The 22,203-nt window shown below is 72.4% G+C and carries 19 protein-coding genes and 1 pseudogene; 4 read left to right on the top strand and 16 right to left on the bottom strand.

The genetic code is table 11. The annotated features are described in order from the left end of the window. Positions 1–2 precede the first annotated feature (2 nt). The 4 genes from ACSMX9_RS28160 to ACSMX9_RS28145 all read right to left on the bottom strand — a co-directional run bounded on the left by ACSMX9_RS28160 (position 3) and on the right by ACSMX9_RS28145 (position 5,764). On the bottom strand, positions 3–524 hold the full coding sequence (locus ACSMX9_RS28160) for a phage tail protein (RefSeq protein WP_351241713.1): 522 nt from the start codon (positions 522–524) through the stop codon (positions 3–5). Positions 525–533: 9 nt separating this feature from the next. Continuing rightward, positions 534–2,336: a phage tail sheath family protein gene (locus tag ACSMX9_RS28155; RefSeq protein ID WP_445398200.1), complete on the bottom strand. Its 1,803-nt coding sequence runs from the start codon at positions 2,334–2,336 to the stop codon at positions 534–536. A gap of 478 nt (positions 2,337–2,814) precedes the next feature. Continuing rightward, the gene (locus ACSMX9_RS28150) at positions 2,815–3,678 is read right to left on the bottom strand and encodes an Fpg/Nei family DNA glycosylase (protein WP_445398198.1); all 864 of its coding nucleotides are present in this window, start codon (positions 3,676–3,678) and stop codon (positions 2,815–2,817) included. A 10-nt stretch (positions 3,679–3,688) separates the two neighbouring features. Next, positions 3,689–5,764, bottom strand: a complete 2,076-nt coding sequence (locus ACSMX9_RS28145; RefSeq protein WP_366113957.1) for a SpoIIE family protein phosphatase — start codon at positions 5,762–5,764, stop codon at positions 3,689–3,691. A gap of 82 nt (positions 5,765–5,846) precedes the next feature. Between ACSMX9_RS28145 and ACSMX9_RS28140 the strand changes: the two genes are divergently transcribed. Then, on the top strand, positions 5,847–7,283 hold the full coding sequence (locus ACSMX9_RS28140) for a lipase maturation factor family protein (protein WP_445398196.1): 1,437 nt from the start codon (positions 5,847–5,849) through the stop codon (positions 7,281–7,283). A 176-nt stretch (positions 7,284–7,459) separates the two neighbouring features. On the opposite strand, the gene ACSMX9_RS28135 is transcribed toward ACSMX9_RS28140, so the two are convergent. The 3 genes from ACSMX9_RS28135 to ACSMX9_RS28125 all read right to left on the bottom strand — a co-directional run bounded on the left by ACSMX9_RS28135 (position 7,460) and on the right by ACSMX9_RS28125 (position 12,005). After that, positions 7,460–7,633, bottom strand: a complete 174-nt coding sequence (locus ACSMX9_RS28135; protein WP_366113959.1) for a hypothetical protein — start codon at positions 7,631–7,633, stop codon at positions 7,460–7,462. Positions 7,634–8,021: 388 nt separating this feature from the next. Beyond that, entirely contained in the window at positions 8,022–9,485 is a 1,464-nt protein-coding gene (locus ACSMX9_RS28130; RefSeq protein ID WP_445398194.1) for an SDR family NAD(P)-dependent oxidoreductase, read from the bottom strand. Positions 9,486–9,638: 153 nt separating this feature from the next. Continuing rightward, the gene (locus ACSMX9_RS28125) at positions 9,639–12,005 is read right to left on the bottom strand and encodes a GH92 family glycosyl hydrolase (RefSeq protein WP_445398192.1); all 2,367 of its coding nucleotides are present in this window, start codon (positions 12,003–12,005) and stop codon (positions 9,639–9,641) included. A gap of 445 nt (positions 12,006–12,450) precedes the next feature. On the opposite strand from ACSMX9_RS28125, the gene ACSMX9_RS28120 reads away from it, so the two are divergent. Then, positions 12,451–13,578: a DMT family transporter gene (locus tag ACSMX9_RS28120; RefSeq protein WP_445398190.1), complete on the top strand. Its 1,128-nt coding sequence runs from the start codon at positions 12,451–12,453 to the stop codon at positions 13,576–13,578. 28 nt (positions 13,579–13,606) lie between these two features. Here ACSMX9_RS28120 and ACSMX9_RS28115 read toward each other — a convergent pair whose 3' ends face one another. Next, on the bottom strand, positions 13,607–14,848 hold the full coding sequence (locus tag ACSMX9_RS28115) for a transglycosylase family protein (RefSeq protein ID WP_445398188.1): 1,242 nt from the start codon (positions 14,846–14,848) through the stop codon (positions 13,607–13,609). A gap of 277 nt (positions 14,849–15,125) precedes the next feature. On the opposite strand from ACSMX9_RS28115, the gene gndA reads away from it, so the two are divergent. After that, positions 15,126–16,565, top strand: a complete 1,440-nt coding sequence (gndA, locus tag ACSMX9_RS28110) for an NADP-dependent phosphogluconate dehydrogenase (protein WP_445398186.1) — start codon at positions 15,126–15,128, stop codon at positions 16,563–16,565. Positions 16,566–16,927: 362 nt separating this feature from the next. Here the strand turns inward: gndA and ACSMX9_RS28105 are convergent, their stop codons facing one another. Both ACSMX9_RS28105 and ACSMX9_RS28100 read right to left on the bottom strand, forming a co-directional pair. Then, on the bottom strand, positions 16,928–17,161 hold the full coding sequence (locus ACSMX9_RS28105; protein WP_351241691.1) for a hypothetical protein: 234 nt from the start codon (positions 17,159–17,161) through the stop codon (positions 16,928–16,930). A gap of 42 nt (positions 17,162–17,203) precedes the next feature. After that, a complete protein-coding gene (locus ACSMX9_RS28100; RefSeq protein ID WP_445398184.1) occupies positions 17,204–17,884 on the bottom strand; it encodes a TNT domain-containing protein in 681 nt (226 codons plus the stop codon). A gap of 212 nt (positions 17,885–18,096) precedes the next feature. Here ACSMX9_RS28100 and ACSMX9_RS28095 point away from each other — a divergent pair, with 212 nt between their 5' ends. Then, on the top strand, positions 18,097–18,330 hold the full coding sequence (locus tag ACSMX9_RS28095; protein WP_445398182.1) for a DUF5133 domain-containing protein: 234 nt from the start codon (positions 18,097–18,099) through the stop codon (positions 18,328–18,330). A gap of 44 nt (positions 18,331–18,374) precedes the next feature. On the opposite strand, the gene ACSMX9_RS28090 is transcribed toward ACSMX9_RS28095, so the two are convergent. The 6 genes and pseudogenes from ACSMX9_RS28090 to ACSMX9_RS28065 all read right to left on the bottom strand — a co-directional run bounded on the left by ACSMX9_RS28090 (position 18,375) and on the right by ACSMX9_RS28065 (position 22,128). Next, on the bottom strand, positions 18,375–18,788 hold the full coding sequence (locus tag ACSMX9_RS28090; RefSeq protein ID WP_445403120.1) for a GNAT family N-acetyltransferase: 414 nt from the start codon (positions 18,786–18,788) through the stop codon (positions 18,375–18,377). Positions 18,789–18,895: 107 nt separating this feature from the next. Then, positions 18,896–19,321 carry an aspartate 1-decarboxylase gene (gene panD / locus ACSMX9_RS28085; protein ID WP_445403119.1) on the bottom strand — a complete coding sequence of 142 codons (426 nt, stop codon included), beginning with the start codon at positions 19,319–19,321 and terminating at the stop codon, positions 18,896–18,898. A gap of 351 nt (positions 19,322–19,672) precedes the next feature. Next, positions 19,673–19,943: pseudogene (locus ACSMX9_RS28080) on the bottom strand (transposase family protein); the annotation flags it as partial. Between the two features lie 104 nt (positions 19,944–20,047). After that, entirely contained in the window at positions 20,048–20,632 is a 585-nt protein-coding gene (locus ACSMX9_RS28075; RefSeq protein ID WP_445398180.1) for a hypothetical protein, read from the bottom strand. 405 nt (positions 20,633–21,037) lie between these two features. Next, positions 21,038–21,625: a hypothetical protein gene (locus ACSMX9_RS28070; RefSeq protein WP_445398178.1), complete on the bottom strand. Its 588-nt coding sequence runs from the start codon at positions 21,623–21,625 to the stop codon at positions 21,038–21,040. A gap of 113 nt (positions 21,626–21,738) precedes the next feature. Further along, entirely contained in the window at positions 21,739–22,128 is a 390-nt protein-coding gene (locus ACSMX9_RS28065; RefSeq protein WP_445398176.1) for an ArsR/SmtB family transcription factor, read from the bottom strand. Between the last annotated feature and the right edge of the window lie 75 nt (positions 22,129–22,203).

Below are 22,203 nucleotides of genomic sequence, written 5' to 3'. Positions count from 1 at the left end.
CCTTACGGAACCTGGTAGGACGGCTCGTCCGGCTCGGCGACTTCCAGGTCCCGTTCCCAGCCCTCGCACTCCAGCTTCAGGTGCTGGATCGCCACCGCGTTCGCGTTGGCGTCCATCTCGCCGAGCACCTGGTACTCAGACGGGAACGCCCGGTACACCTTGTACGCGAGCGCCACCTGGCCGGCCTCGTTGAGGACCTGGATCACGATGTCCTTGCGGAAGTCCTTGAGCGAGGACTCGTTCCCGAGGCCCTGGCCGACCATCCAGACCTTGTTCGCCCAGCGGTCGAACTCCGGGTCGTGGGTGACGCCGCGTTCGATGGTGATCGCCTCGAACTCGGTGCGGCCGGCGGATTTCCGCGGTGAGTTGGGATCGCCGCCGTTGCGGTGCTTGACGACTTCGGTGGTCCTCTTCAGCGGGCTGATCTTGCTGCATCCGGCGACGGTCTTGCCGTCCCAGAGCACCAGGAACTTGAAGTTCTTGTAGGGGTCGAACCGCTGCGCGTTCACGGTGAACTCAGCCATGGTGATTCCTCATGCCTCGATCCGGCCCGCCATCTGTTCGATCTTCACCACGACGAACTCGGCCGGCTTCAGCGGTGCGAAACCGACGATCACGTTGACGATGCCGCGGTTGACGTCGTCCTGGGTCGTGGTCTCCTTGTCGCACTTCACGAAGTAGGCTTCGCGCGACGCCGTGCCCTGGAACGCGCCTTGGGTGAACAGGTTGTGCATGAAGGCGCCCACGTTCAGTCGGATCTGGCCCCACAACGGTTCGTCGTTCGGTTCGAACACCACCCACTTCAGGCCCCGGTACAGGCTCTCCTCAAGCATGAACGCCAGCCGTCGAACCGGGACGTACTTCCACTCCGAGGCGAGCACGTCCGCGCCGAGGAGGGTGCGTGCGCCCCAGATCACCGGGCCGACGACGGGGAAGGTCCGTAGGCAGTTCACCCCGAGCGGGTTGAGCAGTCCGTTCTCGGCATCGGACATCCTGACGCTCATCGAGCGGACGCCGGTCAGCCGCACGTCGGTGCCGGCGGGCGCCTTCCACACGCCGCGTTCCGCGTCGGTCCTGGCCATCAGCCCGGCGACCGCTCCCGACGGCGGGAACGTGCGCAGTCGTCCGGTGAGCGGGTCGGTCAGCGTGATGTGCGGGAAGTACAGCGCCGCGTGGTCGCTGCGGACCGCGTCGTAGGTCGCCAGTCCGGCACGGGCCTGCTCGATGCCAGTCCACTCCGGCGGGCTGTCGACGATCAGGAGCATCCGCTTGTCCTCGCAGAGCTCCTCCGCAGTGGTGATCACGCTGATCGGATCGCCGGTGTAGTCGGGTCCGGCCAGGTCGGGGAGGCAGAGCAGGTTGACGTCCTGCACCTCCCGCAGCGCGTGCACTCCCGTCTTGTCCGCCTCGCTGCCGCGGAACTCCGCGTCGGTCGGCGGGACGCCGTCGTTTCCGCCCGTCAACGGGTAGGCGGTCGGGCGCGCGGCGGTCAGGCCGAGCAGGTTCGCCACCTCGCCGGTGAGCGTCATCGTGGCGCCCGCCGTGCCGGCCAGCACCTGTAGCCGCTGGCCGGTCACGTCGACGTCGGCCCGGGTGAAGGCCCGGTCGGGCGACGCGCTTCGGAGGGTGCGCTCCAGCAGGAGACCGAGCCCGGTCAGGGACGCGGGTGGGGTGTCGGCGGCGGTGTAGAGCGTGATCTCGACGGGCTCGACGCCGTCGACGGTGGCGGTGAGCTTCTTGTCCGCCAGGTCCGGCAGCGTGTCCACCGGTCCCGAGACGGTGCCGGAGAAGTCCGGCACCGCCTCGCCGGCCGCCTCGGTGTTGATGAAGGACGACTCGTTGACGACCGCCTCGACGAAGCGCGGCGCGGCGGGGTCCATGGACAGGTCGCGGTACCGCTCCAGCACCGTTCCGGAGGCGTCCAGCACGCGCACGGTGAAGGTGTCGTCGGACGTGCCCGGGTCGATCGCGACCCGTAGCCCGTTGCCCCAGGCGCTGGCGTCCCGCGAGGTCACCGTCAGCGCGTTCGGCTCGCCGCCCGCCGCCAGGTCCCGCGATGCCGGCTCGGCACCCTTGGCGACCCGGACGATGACCGCGACCGAACCGCCGACCAGGAAGAACTGTTGCACCGCGTAGCTCAACAGGCTCTTCGCGTCCAGGCCGCCGTACTGCCGCTCGAAGTCGGCAAAGCTGGTGATCGTCACCGCCTCGTCGAGGGGTCCGCGTCGGGTCGCCCCCACGAACGCCGTCACCGACGTGGTCACCGCGGTGATCGTGCGCACCGCGCTCGGTAGCTCCTCGATGTAAACTCCGGGATACGAGACAGACGTCGCCATATCCCCTCCATTCCCTTGGGAACTGCCCTTGTGTCATATGGACATGGAGGCAGTGGCAACGCCTCCAGGAAATGCATGGAAACCGCACGCACGGACAGGGAAAAGCGGTGCGGGAAATGCGCGCTCGACAGCGCGAAGAAGTAATGAAAGCGGCTCCCGGAAGAGGGGTTTCCCCTGCCCGGCACCCCCTCCCCCAGAGATGTGGCGGATTTGGCCGACCGACCTCATAGGTAACACGCACGCAGCATCACGGTCAACCATTCGTCGCAATTCCATGATTGGCCGCACAAGAACATCAACAACCATCGGACAATCCGACTTTATGATGCATCGCCATTTCGATCATAATTTGCTAGCGAACGGATCCGGATTCTGAATCGTCGATCCACCGCGTGCACTTTCGATCACAGGCGCCGGTCAGTTCCGAAGGGCCCTTCGGAGCCGCCGAAGACGCGTGCACGCCCCCCGACGATCCTCGCTACCGCAGGAGACGGGACATCCGGCGGTCGGCCAGGGGCTTCCCACCGGTCTGGCACGTCGGACAGTACTGGAGGGAGGAGTCGCGGAAGGAGACCTCGCGGATGGTGTCCCCGCACACCGGGCAGGGCTCGCCGGTGCGGCCGTGCACCCGCAGCGCGCTCTTCTTCTCCGCCTTCAACTTGCCCGCCGCGATTCCGTGCGAGCGGGCGACCGCCGCGGTGAGCGTGTCGCGCAGGGCACTGTAGAGGGTGGCGGTCTCCTCGGGGGTGAGGGAGGAGGCCAGCTTGAAGGGGGACATCTTCGCGGCGTGCAGGATCTCGTCGCTGTAGGCGTTGCCGACGCCCGCGATGAGGCTCTGGTCGCGCAGGGCACCCTTGAGCTGGCGGCGTTCACCGGAGAGCAGGGCGGCGAAGGCGGCCTCGTCGAAGGCGTCGGCGAGGGGGTCGGGGCCGAGCCGGGCGATGCCGGGCACCTGCTGCGGATCGTCCACCACGTACACGGCGAGCCGCTTCTGGGTGCCGGCCTCGGTGAGGTCGAACCCCGCGCCGGTCTCCAGGGCGACCCGCAGCGCGAGGGGGCCCTTGCCCGGGCGGGGCGGCCCGTCGGGGAGGCGCTCGCGCCAGTACAGCCAACCGGCGCGCGCCAGGTGGGTCACCAGGTGGGGCCCGCCCTCGGTGGCGAGGTCGAGGAACTTCCCGTGCCGTTCGACCCCGTTGACGGTGTGGCCTTCCAGGGCGGACAAGGGCGGGTCGTAGGTCTTCAGGACGCTCACCGCGACGGGCAGCACCCGGACGACCTCGTGACCGACCAGGTGGTCGGTGAGGAAGCCCTTGAGGGCTTCGACCTCGGGCAGCTCCGGCATGATCCCAGCCTCACACGGAGCCCGCCGCCGCGCCCGGGGAGGGCGGTGGGGTGCGGCCGGGCACGGCGAACTCGGTCCACACCGACTTGCCGCCGCCCCGGGACTCCACGCCCCACACGTCGGCGAGCCGGTCGACCAGCAGCAGGCCCCGGCCGGAGGCGTCCTCCGCCCCGGCGTCCCGGCGTCGGGGCAGGGCGCTGGAGGGGTCGTCGACCTCGATCCGGAAGCGGCGTTCCGCCCCGGACAGGACGCGGAGGGTGACCGTGGTGGGGCCCTCGGTGTGGATCAGCGCGTTGGTGATCAGTTCGTCGGCGACGAGCTCGATCTCGTCGGCCCGGTCCGCGGCGCCCCAGGCCGCGACCGCGGAGCGGATCATCCGGCGCGCCTCGCGCAGGGCACCGGGGTCGCCGGGCGGCACCCGCTGCTGGAGGCGGCCCCCGGACTGGGCGGCGCCGACGCCGAGCCGGCGCAGCAGGAGCAGGGCCACGTCGTCGTCGCCGCCCCGGTCGTCCGCGGTGGCGCACAGGCGGTCGGCGAGGAGTTGCAGGTCGCGGGGTCCGTCCTCGACGAGGCCGGTCAGCGCCATCAGCCCGTCGTCCAGATCGGCGCCGGGGGTCTCCACCAGCCCGTCGGTGCACAGGATCAGGGTCTGTCCCGGGTCGAGTTCCACGGTGGTCACCGCGTAGGCGAGGCGCCCGAACTCGGCGGAGAGCCCGAGCGGCAGTCCGCCTTCGACGGGGAGCCGTCGGCAGGTGCCGTCGGTGGACCGCAACAGCGGGTCGAGGTGGCCCGCCCGGACGAGTTGGACGACTCCGGTGGACAGGTCGGCCTCGGCGTACAGACAGGTGGCGAAGCGTTCGGTGTCGAGTTCGTGGAGGAAGACGGAGGCCCGGGCCATCACGGTGGCGGGGGTGTGTCCCTCGGCCGCGTAGGCGCGCAGCACGATCCGCAGTTGGCCCATGACGGCGGCGGCGTGGGTGTCGTGCCCCTGGACGTCGCCGATGACCGCCCCGACCCGCCCGCCGGGCAGCGGGATCACGTCGTACCAGTCGCCGCCGACGTCCCGCCCCAGGGAGGCGGAGCGGTAGCGGACCGCGAGGTCGGCGCCGGGGACCGCCGGGATGGTGCGGGGCAGCATGGCGCGCTGGAGGCCGGTGGCGAGGTCCTTCTCCTGTTCGTAGAACATCGCCCGCCGCAGGCCCTGGGCGATGCTGCTGCTGAGCGCGACGAGGATGTCGCGCTCCTCCTCGGTGAACCCGTACCGGTCGTGGTAGAGCAGGCCGAGCGCGCCGATGGGCCGGGCCTGGGCGATCAGCGGCAGATAGGCGGCCGAGGTGATCTCCAGGTCGGTGAGGTGCGGCCACAGCACGGGGTACGAGGCGGCGAACTCCTCCGCGGACTCGATGAACCGGGGGGTGAGGGTGCGGACCACTTCGCTCATCGGGTAGGGCTCGTCGACCCGGGTGACCCGGGTGGCGGGCACGAAGCTGCCGGCGGGCCCGTCGGCGACCAGGCGGATGCGGCCGGCTTCCACCAGTCCGAGGACCAGGCTGGTCGCACCGAGGTGGGTGAGGCCCCGGGTGTCCTTGAGGACGTCGATGACGTCCTGGACGGTACGGGCGTGGGCCAGCGCGTCGGTGGCGACCTGCACGATGCTGGTCCGGCGGTTCGCGGGGCCGTCCCCGGTTTCGGGGGCGTCGCGGAGGATCCCGACGATCCGGCGGGGGCGGCCGGTCGTGTCGCGCAGGAAGCGGGCGTGGGTGCGGACCCAGTGCAGCAGGCCGTCGCGGTGGCGGATGCGGAAGGCGGCGGCGTAGCCGGCGCTGCCGTCCTTCATGGCCTGGGCGACCCGTGAGTCCAGGCGCTGTGCGTCGATCGGGGGAATGCGTCCGGACAGCGAGGCGGGCCGGCCGTCGAAGGTGTCGGGGTCGAGGTCGAGCAGTTGGTGGGCCGTGCGGTCCAGGTGCATCAGCCCGCGGTCGAGGTCCCAGTCGAAGCTGCCCACGCGGTTGAACGACAGGATCGCCGCCGGCCCGGCGGGCCAGTCGTCCGGGAGTGACGGGTCTCTCGCTGCCCGCTCCACCATGGGGCCACTCTGCCACCACCCCCGCGATTGTTCGACTCGTCCGGCCGCGCTCACCGAGGGTGACGGACGTCACAATGGAGGGGTGCGGTGGTTCACGGAGCCGGACTACGAACTGGCGCGGCTGCTCTTCCAGCGCGGGTTGGCCGTCGTGTACCTGTGCGCCTTCCTCGGAGCGGCCCGGCAGTTCCGGGCGCTCCTCGGCGACCGGGGCATGCTCCCGATCCGGGCCCATGTGGCGCGCACCCGTGCCCGCGCCGCCCCCAGCGTGTTCCGGTGGCACTACTCGGACCGGTTCTTCGCCGGCTGGGCGTGGACCGGCTGTGCGGTGTCGGCGGGCCTGCTGGTCGGGGTGGACCGGGTGGTGCCGTTGTGGGCGGCGATGCTGCTGTGGGCGGTGCCCTGGGCGATGTACCTGTCCGTGGTGAACGTGGGGCAGACCTGGTACGGGTTCGGCTGGGAGTCGCTGTTGCTGGAGGTGGGGTTCCTCGCGGTCTTCCTGGGCAACGACGAGGTGGCGCCACCGGTGCTGGTGTTGCTGTTGTTGCGCTGGGTGCTCTTCCGGGTGGAGTTCGGCGCCGGTCTGATCAAGATGCGGGGGGACGCCTGCTGGCGACGGTTGACCTGTCTGTACTACCACCACGAGACCCAGCCGATGCCGGGCCCGCTCAGTTGGTTCTTCCACCGGTTGCCCCGCCCCCTGCACCGGGTGGAGGCGGCGGCGAACCACGTGACCCAGCTCGTGGTGCCGGTGTTCCTGTTCGCTCCGCAGCCGGTGGCGGGCGCGGCCGCGGCGCTGATGATCGTCTCCCAGCTGTGGCTGGTCCTGTCGGGGAACTTCGCCTGGCTCAACTGGCTGACGATCGTGCTGGCGGTGTCGGTGCTCGACCTCTCGGCGGTGTCCGGCCCGCAGCCGGCCGCCGCCGCTCCCCCGGTCTGGTACGCGGTCGTGGTGTGCGCGGTGACGGCGCTGGTGGTGGTGCTGAGCTTCCGGCCGGCCCGGAACCTGGTGTCGCGCCGGCAGGTCATGAACCGCTCGTTCGATCCCCTGCACCTGGTGAACAGCTACGGGGCCTTCGGCAGCGTGAGCCGGGTGCGGTACGAGATCGTCATCGAGGGCACCGCCGACCCGGTGCCCCGCAAGGACGGCACCTGGCTGGCGTACGAGTTCCGCGGCAAGCCCGGCGACCTGCGCCGGTGGCCGCGTCAGTTCGCGCCGTACCATCTGCGGCTGGACTGGCTGATGTGGTTCGCCGCGCTCTCCCCCGCCTATGCCCACCCCTGGTTCGGTGCGCTCGTGGAGCGGCTGCTGGCCGGCGACCGGGACACCCTGCGGCTGTTGCGGCACTCGCCGTTCCCCCCGGACGCACCGCCCCGGTACGTCCGGGCCAGGCTGTTCCGCTACGCCTTCAGCACGGGGCGCGAACTGCGGGAGACGGGGGCCTGTTGGACCCGTGGCTACGTCCGGGACTTCCTCCCGCCGACCCGGGCTGCGGGAGGGGTCGCAGCGCCCGGCACCTGAGGTGCAGCCCGACCGGTCCCAGGTGTACGTCTCGCCCGCCGCGACGATCTCGTGCCGGAACGGCCGGATCCGCGACCGGTCGCCCGGGTCGTCGGCTCCGGCGGCCGACCGCCGCGCCTCCCTGATCGACGTGCCGGCGAGTCCGGCGGTGGCGCCGGGAGGCGGCGGGTCCCGGGTCAGTCGACGCTGGGCAGGATGTGCGGCTCGGCGAGGTCGTCCTCGTACCCGGCGAGCCTGATCGGCGCCGAGCGGGACCAGACCTCCAGGCTGCCGAGCGTCTCCGGGCCACGACGGGCGGGCCGTTCCGGGGGCTCCGTGGTCTGTTCGTCGGTGGTCTTCTCCGATGTCACCGCGCACTCCTTCTGTGTCGGGTCGCCCTCCGGGCAAGGAGCCCGCACCCTGTCGGTGGGCGCCCGGCGCCGGCTCGGGCTTGGCTAGAGGGCAGTTCGGACGCGGTGGCGCCGGCAACTCGCCGGGGCGGATCGTGTGAGGGGTCGCCCCGGGCGGGCGGTGTCGAAGGGGGGCTCGGGTGCGAACCCCTCGGTACCGTCCGTTCGGTACAGAGTAACCATTTGAGCGGACGTCCGCTCTATAGCGTGGATAACAAATACGGGCGTCCCGGCCCCGATGTATGTCATCTGGCCATGATCCGCGGCGCGGCGCACACCGGAATGGGTCCGTCCGGGTGACGGCGGCCGGTGCCGGGCGGAAGGAACGCCCGCACCGGCCCCCTCCGGGTCACCACTTGCCAGGCGCGTAGTCCTTCATGAAGACGCCGTAGAGGTCCTCGCCGGCCTCGCCGCGCACGATCGGGTCGTACACCCGGGCCGCGCCGTCGATCAGGTCCAGCGGGGCGTGGAACCCGGCGTCGGCGAGCCGGATCTTGTCCGGATGCGGACGCTCGTCGGTGATCCACCCCGTGTCGACGGCCGTCATCAGGATGCGGTCCTTCTCGAACATCTCCTGGGCGCTGGTGCGGGTCAGCATGTTCAGCGCGGCCTTCGCCATGTTGGTGTGCGGGTGCCCGGCGCCCTTGTAACCGCGGTCGAAGACGCCCTCCATCGCGGAGACGTTGACGACGTAGGCCCGGCGCGCCCCGGCCTCGACGGCGGCGGCCATCGCCGGGCGGAGCCGGCTGATGAGGATGAACGGCGCGGTGGAGTTGCAGAGCTGCACCTCCAGCAGCTCCACCGGGTCCACCTCCTCGACGGTCTGCACCCAGCTGTTGCTGGCGTGCAGGTCGGGCACGAGTCCGCCGGCGTCGATCGCGGTGCCCGCGGCGATCCGTGCCAGGGAGGCCGAACCGGAGACCAGGGCCAGCTCCGTGACGTCCTGCGCGGAGAGTCCTCCCGCACGGGCGGCGGGCAGCGCGGCGACGGCTCCGGAGCCGAACCCCCCGATGATCTCGGCGGCGGGCAGCTCGCCCGGGGGCAGCGGCGCGGACTCCGCGGCGAGCAGCTCGCCGTACGCCTGCGGGGAGCGGCGGACGGTCTGGGCGGCGTTGTTGATCAGGATGTCGAGGGGTCCCGCGGCGCTCACCGAGTCGGCGAGCGCGACCACCTGGGCGGGGTCCCGCAGGTCGATGCCGACGATCTTGAGCCGGTGCATCCAGTCGGCGCTGTCGGGCATCGCCGCGAAGCGTCGGATCGCGTCGTTGGGGAACCGGGTGGTGATCGTGGTGTGGGCGCCGTCACGCAGCAGCCGCAGCGCGATGTACATGCCGATCTTGGCGCGGCCCCCGGTGAGCAGCGCCCGCTTGCCGCTCAGATCGGTCCCGGCCTCGCGCTTGGCCCGGTTGGCGGCGGCGCATGCGCGGCACAGCTGGTGGTAGAAGGCGTCGACCTCGACGTACCGCGCCTTGCAGGTGTAGCAGGAGCGCGGACGCTGGAGTATCCCCGCGAGTTCGCCGGTGGCGGTCCCGGAGGGCAGGATGCCCTGGGTCTCGTCGTCGATGCGGTCGGCGGAGCCGGTGGCGGTGGCCTCGGTGACGGCCCGGTCGTGCGCGGTCTTGGCCGCCCTGCGGTCCTGGCGGCGGCGCTGCTTGACCGTGCGGTAGATGCCGGCGGTGGCACGTCGGACGGTGATCGCGTCGGGGTGGTCGACGTCCAGTTCGTCGAGCTCCTCCAGCACGCTCAGACACACGGCGAGCCGTTCCGGGTCGATGCCCGGACCGTAGGTGGGCAGGTCATCTGTCGCCGTCATGCCGTTCCTCGTGCCGCTCGCGCCGCCGCGCCCCGGGACGCCCCGGGGGCGGGGGTGGTTGGTGTCCGAAAGCGGAACTTTACGTGAGGGGCGCGTCCTGGCGCCAAACAGCGGCGCGGGGCCGGTGGTGCGGGCCGGCGGTGCGCGGACGGGTCAGGGCCCCGTCGCGCCGGTGGCCGGGAGGACGGCGGCCCGGTCGGTGCCCCAGGCGGACGGGGTGGTGCCCACGGTGTAGGAGAGGGTGCCCAGCCCGCGCAGGGTGTCGGTGGTGAGGTGGGTGCGCGGGTGGTCGACCCCGTCGAGCCGGGCCGACCGGATGTAGCGCCGCTCGGGCGAGACGTCCGGCGCCAGCACGCGGAATCCGCCCCGGGGGAAGAAGCGGCGGTCGAGCGAGAGGTCCACCCGGGGGAAGACGGGGGTGGACAGGCCCCAGACGTCGGTGCCCGGGCGCACGGGGTAGAGGCCGAGGGCGGACAGGACGTGCCAGGCCGACATGGTGCCGAGGTCGTCGTTGCCGGTCATTCCGGTGGGGGCGTCGGTGTACAGGCTGAGGGCCGCGTGCACCACGTCGGTGGTCTGCCAGGGCCGACCGGTGGCGAGGTAGGTGTACGGGGCGAGGAGGTCGGGCTCGTTGTGCGGGTTGTAGGTGGTGGCCCCGTAGTAGGCGTAGGGCTTGTTCACCCATGCCTCGCGGGCGGTGCGGGCCGGGTCCGCCAGCAGCCGGTCGTAGGCGAAGAAGGCGTCGAGCCGGGCGTTGGTCCGCTCCGCGCCGCCGAGCAGGTCGATGAGGCCCGGCAGGTCCTGGGGCACCAGCCACTGGTACTGCCAGGAGGTGCCCTCGTGGAAGCCGACGCCGTGCGCGGGGTCGGCGGGTCCGGTGAAGGCACCGGTCTCGTCACGGGCGCGGAAGAAGCCGGTGGCGGGGTCGAGCAGGGCCCGGTAGGCGCGTGAGCGCGCGGTGTAGCGGCGGGCGTCGTCGTGGTGGCCGAGGTCGCGGGCCATCTCGGCGAGGGCCGCGTCGGCGAGGGCGTACTCCAGGGTGGCGGACGCCCCGTGGTCGAAGTCCGAGTCCCCCGGTTTGGCGTGCGGGCGCTTCAGGTACGGCACGTACCCGTGTTCCAGGTAGGAGGCGTTGCCCTCGCGGCCGACCGCCGGGGAGTCCGCGGGCGGCACCCCGTCCGCGTTGCGGGTGAGCGCCCGGTAGGTCTCCTCCTCGTGGCCCTCCAGCAACCCCTGCTGGTAGGCGTTGGTGAGGAACGGGGTGACGGGGTCGCCGGTCATGATGTTGGTCTCGACGGGGCCGTAGCCCCACTTGGGCAGCCAGCCGCCGTCCTCGCCGATCCGCAGGACCGACAGGGCCATGTCGCGGGACTCGCGGGGCGCGAGCAGCGCCAGCAGTTGGGCCTGGGTGCGGTAGGTGTCCCACAGGGACCAGTTCTGGTAGTAGGTGAAGCCCCGGGCGTGGTGCACCCGCTGGTCCCAGCCGCGGTAGCGGCCGTCCGCGTCGCTGCCGACGTTGGGCGCGAGGAAGGACCGGTACAGCGAGGAGTAGAACGTCCGCCGCAGTTCGGTGCTCCCCCCGTGGGCCCGTACGTCGGCGAGGCGGTCGTGCCAGGCCGCCCTGGCCTCCCGGTGCACCCGGTCGAAGGAGCGTCCGCCCTCGGCGCGCAGGTTGCCGGCGGCTCCCGGGGCGTCGACGTAGGAGAGCGCGGTGGTGGCCTCCACGGTGCGGTCCCCGCGGGTGTCGAACCGGACCCAGGCGCCGCTGCGGCCGGTGGTCGCGGTGGCCCGGGTGGTGCCTTCGGTGACGGTGGCGCCGCGCCAGGTGCCGAAGGCCGTGAAGGGCCGGTCGAAGCGGGTGAGGGTGTGCACCGTGTACGGCTCGGTGGCCTGGCAGAAGCCGCTGCCGGTGATGCTGGTGCGGATGGTGCGGTCGTCGAGGACCTCGACCTCGCTGGCGCGGTTGCGGTGCAGCGCCTGCCCCGCGTTGAGCAGGACGTTGGCCCGTTCCGTCGCGGGGAAGGTGTAGCGCTGGACGCCGGTGCGGGTGCTCGCGGTGAGTTCGGCGCGGACGCCGTTGGCGAGGTCGACCCGGTAGTGGCCGGGGCTGGCGCTCTCGTCCGCGTGGTCGAAGGACACCGCGTACGCGGCGTTGTCGGTCTCGGTGACCTCCCCGACGGTCGGCAGGACCGGCAGGTCGCCGCCGATCCGGCAGCCCACCCCGGACAGGTGCACGGCGGAGAAACCGCGGATGCGGTCGTCGGCGTGGTCGTAGCCGGTGTTGTGTCCGGTGTCCGGAGAGAGTTGGACCATGCCGAAGGGCACGGCGGCCCCCGGGTAGGTGTTGCCCTCGTTGGCGGTTCCGATGAACGGGTTCACCAGGTCGACCGGTTGCGACGGGGGCGGGGCCGGGGCAGCGACCGCCGCGCCGGGCGCCGCGGCCGACGCCCCGACGAGCAGGGCGAACGCCATCGCGGCGGCGGCGCGGCGCGGGCGGTGGGGGCGCCTGGTCCGTGGCATGGGGAGGACCTCCGAGGGGGTGTCGCCGTCGACCGCGTCGTCCCTCGTGTCGGAGCGTCAGGAGGGCGCCCCGGTACGTCGTGACGGCTGCCCGGGTGGGGGCGGGCAGGGGTGCGACGGGGGCTCATTCTCGGCAGTGCTCCGAGGCCGGTCAAGGCGCCGTGCCGCGGCCGGGGGGGGAGCCGTCGCGCCGCCACCCGGACGGCCGGCCAGGGAGCACGGGCGCTCCGCTCCGACCCGTCCCGGGAACCGCACGGGTCCCTCCCCGGGACCACGGAGGAGCGCTGCCCCCGGGGGCCTACTCCATCGGCAGTAGGACGGATTGCGTGCTCAGGTACGACGACAGGGGCGCTCCGGGCGACGAAGCTTGGGTCATGACATGCCACCCATCGGCGCAGCGGGCGCGCCGCAGTCCCCGACCCGTTCGTTCCACGGAGGTCCGGGCATGAGCGGCTTCGCGCTCGCGGTGGTGCTGTGCCTGGTGTCGGCCGTGGCGTACGCCGGCGGCGCCATCGTCCAGGAGCGCGTGGCTGCCGGCGGCCGGGGCCGGGCTCCGGTGCGGCGACCGGCGTGGTGGGGCGCGGTGGGACTCAACGGCGTGGGGGCGCTGCTGCACGTGATCGCCCTGGCCTACGGGCCGCTCAGCCTGGTGCAGCCGCTCGGCGGACTCACCATCGTGTTCGCACTGCCGATGGCGGCCCTGTTCGCGGGGCGGAAGGCGGAGGGCGCGGCCTGGCGCGGTGCGGTGATGGCGGGGGCCGGTCTGGCCGGGATGCTGGCCCTCACGGGTGCGGGCACCGACCGGGCGATGACGGACGGGGAGCAGGGGGCGCTGGCCCTGGCGACGGCGGGCGTGTTGGGGGCGCTGGCCGCGGCGGGGCGGGCGACACGGCACCGGCCGGCGGTGCGGGCCCTGTTGCTCGCCGGTGCGGCCGGAGTGGCGTTCGGCATCGGGTCGGTGTTCACCAAGGCGCTGGCCGTGGAGTGGACGTCGGGTTCCCGGGCGTGGAACCTGCCGGTGCTGGCGGGGGTCGCGGTGATGGCGACGGCGGGCATGTTCCTGTCCCAGGCCGCCTACCGGGGCGCCGGTCTGGCGGCGCCGCTGGCGACGGTGACCGTGGCGAACCCGGCGGTGGCCGCGGCCGTGGGGTTGACCCTGCTCGGCGAGTCGTTCCGGTACGGGACCGCGGGCACCCTCCTCGCCCTGGGGTGCGGGGTGGTCACGGCGGGCGGTCTGATCCTGCTGACGACCGAACGGCTCGCCGGTGGGGCGTCCGCGCCGGACGGGGCAACGTCCCCGACGGACGGCCTCGACGCCCGGCGGACCGACCGGGCCGCCGCCGACCGGGCCGCACCGGTGGTGCCGTCCCCCGCCGGCCGGGAGTCTCCGGTCCCGCCCCACGGCTCGACGACGGTGTTCGAGGCCCGGCGGGAGGCCGGCGTCCTGCTGCCGACCGTCCCCTTCGGGGCGTTGGCGGTTCCGGTGCAGCACCGGAAGCGTCCCGCGGGCCGGCGCGGCGTCCTGGTGCCGCGCGATGCGGTCCCTCCGGCGGGCGACCGGGTGCGGGCCTGACGCCCCGGACGGGGCGGCGGACGGCCCTTCAGAGGCGGACGCCGCCCGCACGGAGGTAGGACACCGGGTCGATGTCGGTGCCGAAGCCGGGGCCGGTGCGGACCTCGAAGTGCAGGTGCGGGCCGGTGCTGTTGCCGGTGGAACCCGAGCGGCCGATGCGCTGTCCGCTCACCACGTCCTGCCCGGCCCGTACCGAGATCGCCGACAGGTGGGCGTACTGGCTGTACCGGCCGTCGGTGTGCCGGACGACGACCTGGTAGCCGTACGATCCGGCCCATCCGGCGGACACCACCTCGCCGTTGGCGACCGACATGACCGAGGTGCCGGTGGGGACGGGGAAGTCCACGCCCGTGTGGTAGCCCTTCGACCAGTGCTGTCCGGAGACCCGGTAGCCGGTGCCGGTGGCTCCGGCGACGGGGGCGGAGAGCCCGCCGGTGGAGCGGCGCTCGTCACTGCGGGTGGCCGGAGCCGTCCGCTGCCTCGGCTTGGAAATGGCCGGATCTCGACGGGGTTTTGCCGGGGCCGCTGCCGGTTTCCGCTTCGCGGGCTTCTTGGCGGTCGGCTTCTTCGCCGGCTGCTCGACCGCCGGGCGTCCGGGGGACGTGCCGGTCCGGGAGTCCAAGGACAACCGCTGGCCGGGGACGATGTGGTGGGGGTCGCTCCCTATCGTGGCGCGGTTGCGCTGGTAGAGGCGCTGCCAGCCGCCGGCGACCCGCCGCTCGTCGGCGATCTGCGAGAGGCTGTCCCCGCTGACGACCTTGTACATCCGCGCCTTGCCCGCCCGGGACTGCGGAGTGGTCTCCGGTTTGGCGTCCGGTACCCGGTTGCGGGCGATCGCGTTCGGAACGGCCTGCTCCCGGGCGGCGGTCGGGGCGATGTCGGGGGCGTCGCCCCCGCGCGTGAGACCGGCGCGGACCGAGCAGGTGGGCCAGGCGCCCGGGCCCTGTCCCTTGAGCACCCGCTCGGCGACGGCGACCTGCTGGTCCCGGGTGGCGAGGTCCGCACGCGGGGCGTAGGCCCGACCGCCGTACTCCTCCCAGGTGGACTGCGTGAACTGGAGGCCGCCGAAGTAGCCGTTGCCGGTGTTGGCGTTCCAGTCGTTGGTGGACTCGCAGGCGGCGACCTTGTTCCAGGTGCTGAGGTCCGCCCCGTGGGCGAGGTCCGCGGCGATGAGCGGCATGGCGATGCCGGCGCCGCCGACGGTGAGGGTCAGCGAGGTTCGGTTGATCCGCTTCGGCTGGACCCTGCGGTGTCGGCCGCGCACGGTCATGGTGTGTGCCCCCTCGTCGTCCTGTGGGGGCGCCCCCCAAGGCATCAGGATTCTGCAAGCTACGGGGTGCGCACCAGCCCGACAAGAGGGTAATCAGTCGCCCGTCCGGCGCCGGCGCGTCGTCTGACGCCCCCTCACCACACCTACGGTCCGGAACCCGTGGGAACGGACCGGTGGGCACGGAAGTTCCCGGAATCCCGGTGTCGGCACCGTCGCCCGCCACGGGGGCGTGGTAGGGACGACCGCAACCGGCACTTCCGACGTCAGGAGCCACCAGATGGCCACCACCGCTCAGATCGGGGTCACGGGCCTCGCCGTGATGGGACGCAACCTCGCCCGCAACTTCGCCCGCAAGGGATACTCGGTCGCCCTGCACAACCGCACCGCCGCCCGCACCCGCGAACTCGTGGCGCAGTACGGCGAGGAGGGGGCCTTCGTGCCGACCGGGAACCCAGCGGAGTTCGTCGCCGCCCTGGAACGCCCCCGCCGACTGGTGGTCATGGTGAAGGCGGGCGGACCGACGGACTCGGTGATCCGGGAGTTCGCCCCCTTGCTGGAACCGGGGGACATGATCGTCGACGGCGGCAACGCCCACTTCGCGGACACCCGACGCCGGGAGCGCGAACTGCGGGGGCGGGGCATCCACTTCGTCGGCACCGGGATCTCCGGCGGCGAGGAGGGCGCCCTGCACGGACCCAGCATCATGCCCGGCGGCTCCGTGGAGTCCTATGCCGCACTGGGCCCGATGCTGGAGGAGGTGGCGGCGAAGGCCGCGGACGGCAGCCCGTGCGTCACCCACATCGGGCCGGACGGCTCCGGACACTTCGTGAAGACGGTGCACAACGGCATCGAGTACGCCGACATGCAACTCATCGGCGAGGCCTACCAGTTGCTGCGCGATGTCGCCGGCTACTCCCCCGCCCGGATCGCGGACGTCTTCCGCGAGTGGAACACCGGCCGACTGGACTCCTACCTCGTCCAGATCACCGCCGACGTGCTCTCCCACCGGGACGCGGCGACCGGGAAGCCGTTCGTGGACGTGGTCGAGGACCGCGCCGAGCAGAAGGGCACGGGCCGCTGGACCGTCCAGATCGCCCTCGACCTCGGGGTTCCGGTGTCGAGCATCGCCGAGGCGGTGTTCGCACGGTCCCTGTCCGGCCACGCCGACCTGCGCGCGGCCTCCCGCGCCCTGCCGGGGCCGGGCGCCCGGCCGCTCGACGAGGCCGGTGCGGCGGCGTTCGCCCGGCAGGTGGAACAGGCGCTGTACGCGTCCAAGATCGTGTCGTACACCCAGGGCTTCCACGAGATCGCCGCCGGCAGCGCCGAGTACGGCTGGGACGTCGACCTGGGGGCGGTGGCCGCGATCTGGCGGAACGGCTGCATCATCCGCGCGGCCTTCCTCGACCGCATCCGCGCCGCGTACGACGCCCGCCCCGGTCTGCCGAGCCTGCTCGGCGACGAGGGCTTCGCCGGGGAGATCGGGGCGGCCCAGGACGACTGGCGGGCGGTGCTGGTGGCTGCGACCCGGCAGGGCGTGCCGGTGCCCGGCTTCGCGGCGGCCCTGGCCCACTACGACGCCCTGCGCGCCGAACGGCTGCCCGCCGCGCTGACGCAGGGGCAGCGGGACTACTTCGGGGCGCACACCTACCGGCGCGTCGACCGGTCGGGCTCGTTCCACACCGTGTGGGGCGGCGACCGCTCCGAGGTGGACGCCTGAGCGGCCCCTGCGGCCCCGGGCTCCCGACCGGGGCCGCACAACCGGCGCGTCAGCCGGCCGGCCCCGGCTGGGGCACCGGTTCCGGACCGGGCGGTTCGGGGATCGGCGAGGGCGGGGGCACCGGTTCGGGGGCGGGCGGGGACGGCGGACGGGGAGCGGGCGGCGTGGGCACCGGATCGGGCTGCGGCGGGCGCGGCCGGTCCGGACCCGGTAGCGGCCCCGGAGTGGGACCGGGCGGTACGGGCTCGGGGTAGGGATGGGTCATCGTGTCCTCCCGTGGGGTGGATGACTCTGGATTCCTCCCCCGCCTGCCCGACCCGGCGCCCTTCACTCACCCCTCTGGCGGGTCGGCCCGCCACGGGTCAGGTGAGCAGCCGCAGCAGATGGGCGCACGCCCCCGCCTCGGTGGGATGGTGTGCGATCACCTCGTGGTGGCCGCGTTCGTAGACGCCGGTCTCCCAGCCGCCGTCCGGCGACCGGCGCAGGAACAGGAAGTCGGGGGGCGTGGGCACCGGCTCATGGGCGCCCTCGATGCGGTAGTGGCCATCGGGGACGCCCGCGGCGACGAGTGCCCGGTGCAACCCGGAGCGGTTCACCCGGTCACCGGTCCGCGCCCGGCGCAGTACGGGAACTCCGGGTCAACGGGCGACCCGGGTGAGGAAGCCGTGGTCGAGGAGCCACTTGACGTTGAGCCGCTGGCCCTGGCCGGGGTCGAGGAAGACCGGGTCCAGCTTGATCTGCCGGCCGCCGCCGGGCTGCTCGAACCAGGGGGCTATCCGGCCCTGCCACACCCAGAACGGCTTGGCGACCCGGTAGACGCGGTAGTCGCAGGGGACGCTGGCATCGCGGGTGTTGAGACTCTGCGGGGGCAGCGCCCGCTTGGCGTAGGCGTCCCCGGCGGGGGCCAGGTAGGACCCGTACTCGGAGCCGAAACGGTCCAGGCGCGATCCCTTGCGGAGCTTGGCCGGTTCCTTGTCGAGCTGGCCGTTGACCTCGGCGAACCCGTCGTGGGGCGGGTACTTCCAACCCCCGGTGTCGGCCGGCCCCTCCCAGTACTTCTCCAGGAAGTCCCGGGACCCGAGGTGCCCGGTGCGCTGCCACCCCTTGAGCAGCGGCCCCACCGGCCTGTCCCGCTTGGCCGGCAGGTGCGCGGAGCCGAGCCGCGGGTCCCCTTCGTGCGCGCCGCTGCACGGGGCGGGGGTGGGGGCCGGTCGGGCACTCGCCCCGGCGGGTGCGGGCGCCGCGGCCTGGGCGGCGGGGGCCGTGGCCACCACCACCGTGGTGCCGAGCGCGGCCAGGACGGTACGGGTGCGGTTCACTCGGGCAGCTCCTCCAGTGTGATCATCCGAGTGCGCAGCCTACGCACCGCAGCCGCGCGGACGCGATCCGTGCACCCGCCCGGTCGGACGGGTGGTGGCCGGATCCCGTCGTCGAGGGTGCGCGTCGGTCACGGCGGAGCCCCCTGGACCGGGTAGGTGTGGACCCTGCGTGACGGGACCATAAGCAGGATGACCCCAAGGAGGTCCCCACCGTGCAGACGCCCTCACCCACAGCCCTCCGCGAGCTCCTCACCCGGTACGCGACGCTCCGCATCGCCCTCGCCGAACGGGAGGACCCGGCCGTGCGCACGGCCCTGCGGGCCGTGACCCGCGCCCTGTGCGAAGCGACCCGGACCGAGGACCCGCGGGACGCGGTCGTGGCCGCCGACGAGGTGCTCGCCCGCGGCTGTTGCGGTGCGCACCCGGCCGTGCCCGCCGCCGCGTGAGCCGTGGGCGCGGCGGCGGACGGGCGGTCGGGGTCAGAGGCCGCTCACCACTGCTCGGGGTGCGCCGCGACGTGCCGCTTCGCTGCCTTCAGCAGCTCCGGGTGGGCGGCGGGGGCCTCCTCGGGGTGACGGGCGGCCCACTTCACGACGTACGGGCACAACGGAGCGACCGGCAGCCCCTCCCGCGCGGCGATGCCGTACAGCTCCCGGGCGAGGGACCCCGCGATGCCCTGGCCCTCGAACTCCGGACGCACCACGGTGTGCACCGGAACCAGTGCGCGGCCCGGCTCCTCCAGCACGAAGTAGGCGATGTGGCCGGCCAGGTCCCCGCCCTCGGTGCGCGCCTCCAGGCGGCCCGCGGCGCGGTCGTCGTGGATCTTCGTGTCGGTCATGGCTGCCGTCCGTTCTCTGGGGCGGGTCGGGTTCCGGGCCGCACGGTCCGCTTCCCGGATGATCATCACGACCGGTGCAACCACCGGCGGATGCCGAACCTTCCCGCACGTTCCGGGGGCACCGACGGTACGCGCCCCCCGCCGCCCCGCGGGTCAGGCACGCCCCGGAGGACTCAGGCCGGACCCGCCACCGCGTGCGGGCCCCGGCGGGCGTCGCCACCGGGCACCGGTTCCGAGGGGTCACCACCGAGCGCGACGATCCGGTTGCCCCCGTCCACGTGGACCACGCGCGGGCGCAGCACCCGGGCCTCGGCGTCCTCCACCTGGGCGTAGCTGATGAGGATGACCAGGTCACCGGGGTGCACCAGGTGCGCGGCGGCCCCGTTGATCCCGATGACGCCGGAGCCCCGTTCGCCTTCGATGGCGTAGGTCTCCAGGCGCGCGCCGTTGGTGATGTCGACGATGTGGACCAATTCACCGGGCAGCAGGTCGGCGGCGTCCAGCAGATCGGCGTCGATGGTCACCGAACCGACGTAGTGCAGGTCAGCCTGGGTGACGGTGGCCCGGTGGATCTTGGACTTGAACATGGTGCGCAACATCGCGGTACTCCTGGGCATCGGCTCCCTGCCTGCGTTTTTGCAGGTCAAGTGCTGTTTCCCCACCTTACAACGAGTCGCATGTTCGGTCAGCTTTCACCGAGTTCCTGAGGACTGATGCTGACCCAATGCTGACTTTCCTGACGCACCATCAGGCAGAGAGGCTCAGCTGGGTCACTCGCTCCCTCATCACGACGACGCCAGCCTACGCAACGACCGTCGGCGCTCGCCCGCAAGCACCCTCACTGAGCGGTGTGCATCGCGAAAACTGCACGTCAGGTGGGCTGGTGTGCGTAGGTGTCGGGACGCTCGGCCAGGTCCGGGGCGGTAGTCCAGCGACAAGATCATCGGTCATCAGCGGGCGACTTCCTGGTTTGTCAGCACCAGCAGGGCCCGCACCAGCGTGGTCGCCCACCTCCGGGCGGACCTTGCCCAGCACGCGCCAGTTCTTCAGGTGCGCGAAGCCGTGCTCGACCGGGGCGCGTACTGCGGCCAGTGCCTTGCTGGAGAGCTTCCGGGCACGGGTCAGGGGCCGGTTCCGGGCGGCCTTGTAGCCGGTGATCACCACCGGGTCGTCGTCCGGGCCGCTGTCGTCGAGGCCGACGAAGCCCAGGTCGGCGATGGCCGTGGCCGCGTAACAGGTCGGCCAGCCAGTGACTTCGTCACATACGCCTCGGCGTGCGCGCACGGTCCCGTCGGCGCTTTCCCTGTACAGGAGCGGCGCCGGCCTCACCCCTTCGCCGCTTCCCACAGCAACCACACGACAATGATCACGGGGACGCCGATCGACGCCCAGAGCAGCGGCTCGATGAGCAGTTCCGAGAGGCTCACGGATTTGCGGTAGTTCCGCCACGCCTGAAACGGCGAGAGCTGCCGGCGTATGACAACCGGTTCGAATCCGAGAGTTCTCAGCTCCTCCACCAGACAACCGTCGCGAGGGGTGAACGCGCCAACGGTCGTGTTCTGTCCTCGAAGCACCACCCTCGGCACCTCGGACGCCCCGGTCAGCGCGGGCAGACGCAGTGCCTGCAACAGCACCACCTCATCGAACTCCGATACCGGAATCACCCGGCGGCGCCGCAAGACGTACCGGAGAGTGATCGATCCCCCGTCGATGTCGGCTTCCACGAAATTCGAGCAGAGCGGAACGCCGACGATCATGGCGACCGCCGCGACCAGTGCGAGCACCATCGGGGCGACGGACCCGTCTGACCAAGCGCCGAGCGACAGCCACAGGAGACCGAACCACGCCAGGCAGACGACGAACACGGCGCATACCACCGCGAGGAACACCCGGCCGGCTCGAATCGACAACCGTCACTCACCCCTTGTCCAACAAACCTGAACCGTCCCCGGGTGCCGCTCCCGTGCGGGTCCGGGCATCGGGACATGTCTGTCACGATGCTAATGCCCGGGCGAGGGCAACCGGCGGACCACATCCAGGAAGAAGGGGGTGCTGATCAGCGGGTCGGGAATGACGTCAACGCGAGATCCCACTGATCAGCCGCGTGATGGAGCTCAGCCGTATCCATCTGCACCTCTACGGAGTACTGGTAGACCCGCTGCGTCATCGCCCCGCTGCCACGGAGGCGCCCACCCGGATGTCTACAGGCCGGGGTGAGGATCCCACCGCGTGATCAAAGAGTCGTGTCCACCACCACGGGGAAAGGCCCGCTCCCGGGCCGACACCGATCGAGCGCGTCCCGCGGGCCTGCGGTCTCATCTCCCAGGCGGGCGTTCGTCTTCCGGGGCGTCCGATGCCTGGTGCGCGGCCGGGGCGGGGTCGGGCTCATCGCCCCAGGCCAGTCGGCGGAGGGAGGAGAGCAGCCCGGTGTCGCGCATCCTCGCGAGCTGCCACGCCCAGGCCATCCCACAGATCAAGTCGGCGACGACCACGTAGCACAGGACGCGCACGGCGCCGAGGTCCGACGGAGCGCGCAGGAGGCGGACTCCGGCCCAGATTTCGAAGACCACGAGGCACAGCAGTCCGGCGACCAACCCGTACGGTCGTCGCCCCGTGCCGTCCCGGACCCGCAGCGCGGCGAGCGAGAAGGCAAGCACGCAGACTCCCCCGACGGCGGACCACCAGCCCAGGTCGACCCCGGGCACCAGGGCGGCCAGGGAGATCACCAGGGCGTCGGTGAAGACCAGCAGGGCGGCCGAGGCCAAGGTGCGGGAGTCCGTGTTGCCCACCGCCCTGGCCACCTGCTGCGGAGGCAGCGAGAGGGCGACGAAGAGCAAACCGGCCAAGGCGCCCGTGGCCCCGGCCGCCGCGGCGAAGAAGTCGCGGTACTCCTCCGGCATCATGCGCGCACGCTATCGCCCGCCATCCTGACGCGCTGGGCGCCGCGCCAAACGGGCGATCCCGCCCGGCGCCGGGTCCGACGGCCAGCAGGACCGAACGGCCGTCGGGTCGGTGCTCAGCGCCCGGCGGCGGCCGGGACGGTCGTGCGGGCCGCGGTGTCGTGCAGGCCCAGGCGCAGGTGCTCGACGTGGTAGAGGGCCTGGTCGAGGAGCTCGGCGACGTGGTCGTCGTAGAGCGAGTAGACGATGGAGCGGCCCTGACGCTCGCCGGTGACCAGGCCGAGGTTGCGCAGCAGCCGGAGCTGGTGGGAGCAGGCGGAGGCTTCCATGCCGACGGCCTCGGCGAGCTCTCCGACCGAGCACGGGCCTTCCTGGAGGCGGGCGAGGATGTAGAGCCGGGAGGGGGTGGCGAGGGCCTGGAGGGTGGCGGCGACGTCGGTGGTGCCGACCGCGTCGAGGCGTTCGCGGGTGCTGGCGCTGTTGGCGGTGTCGCGTCCGTGGCCCATGGCTCCATCATAACGATGACATCTGAAGATCTGTTCAGATGCTCCTGTATGGTGAGGACGTAGCCCCGTTCCGCC

The organism is Streptomyces sp. LE64 (assembly GCF_052606915.1).
Note: the sequence above shows the minus strand (reverse complement) of the source record. Positions and strands in the feature narration are given on the sequence as shown.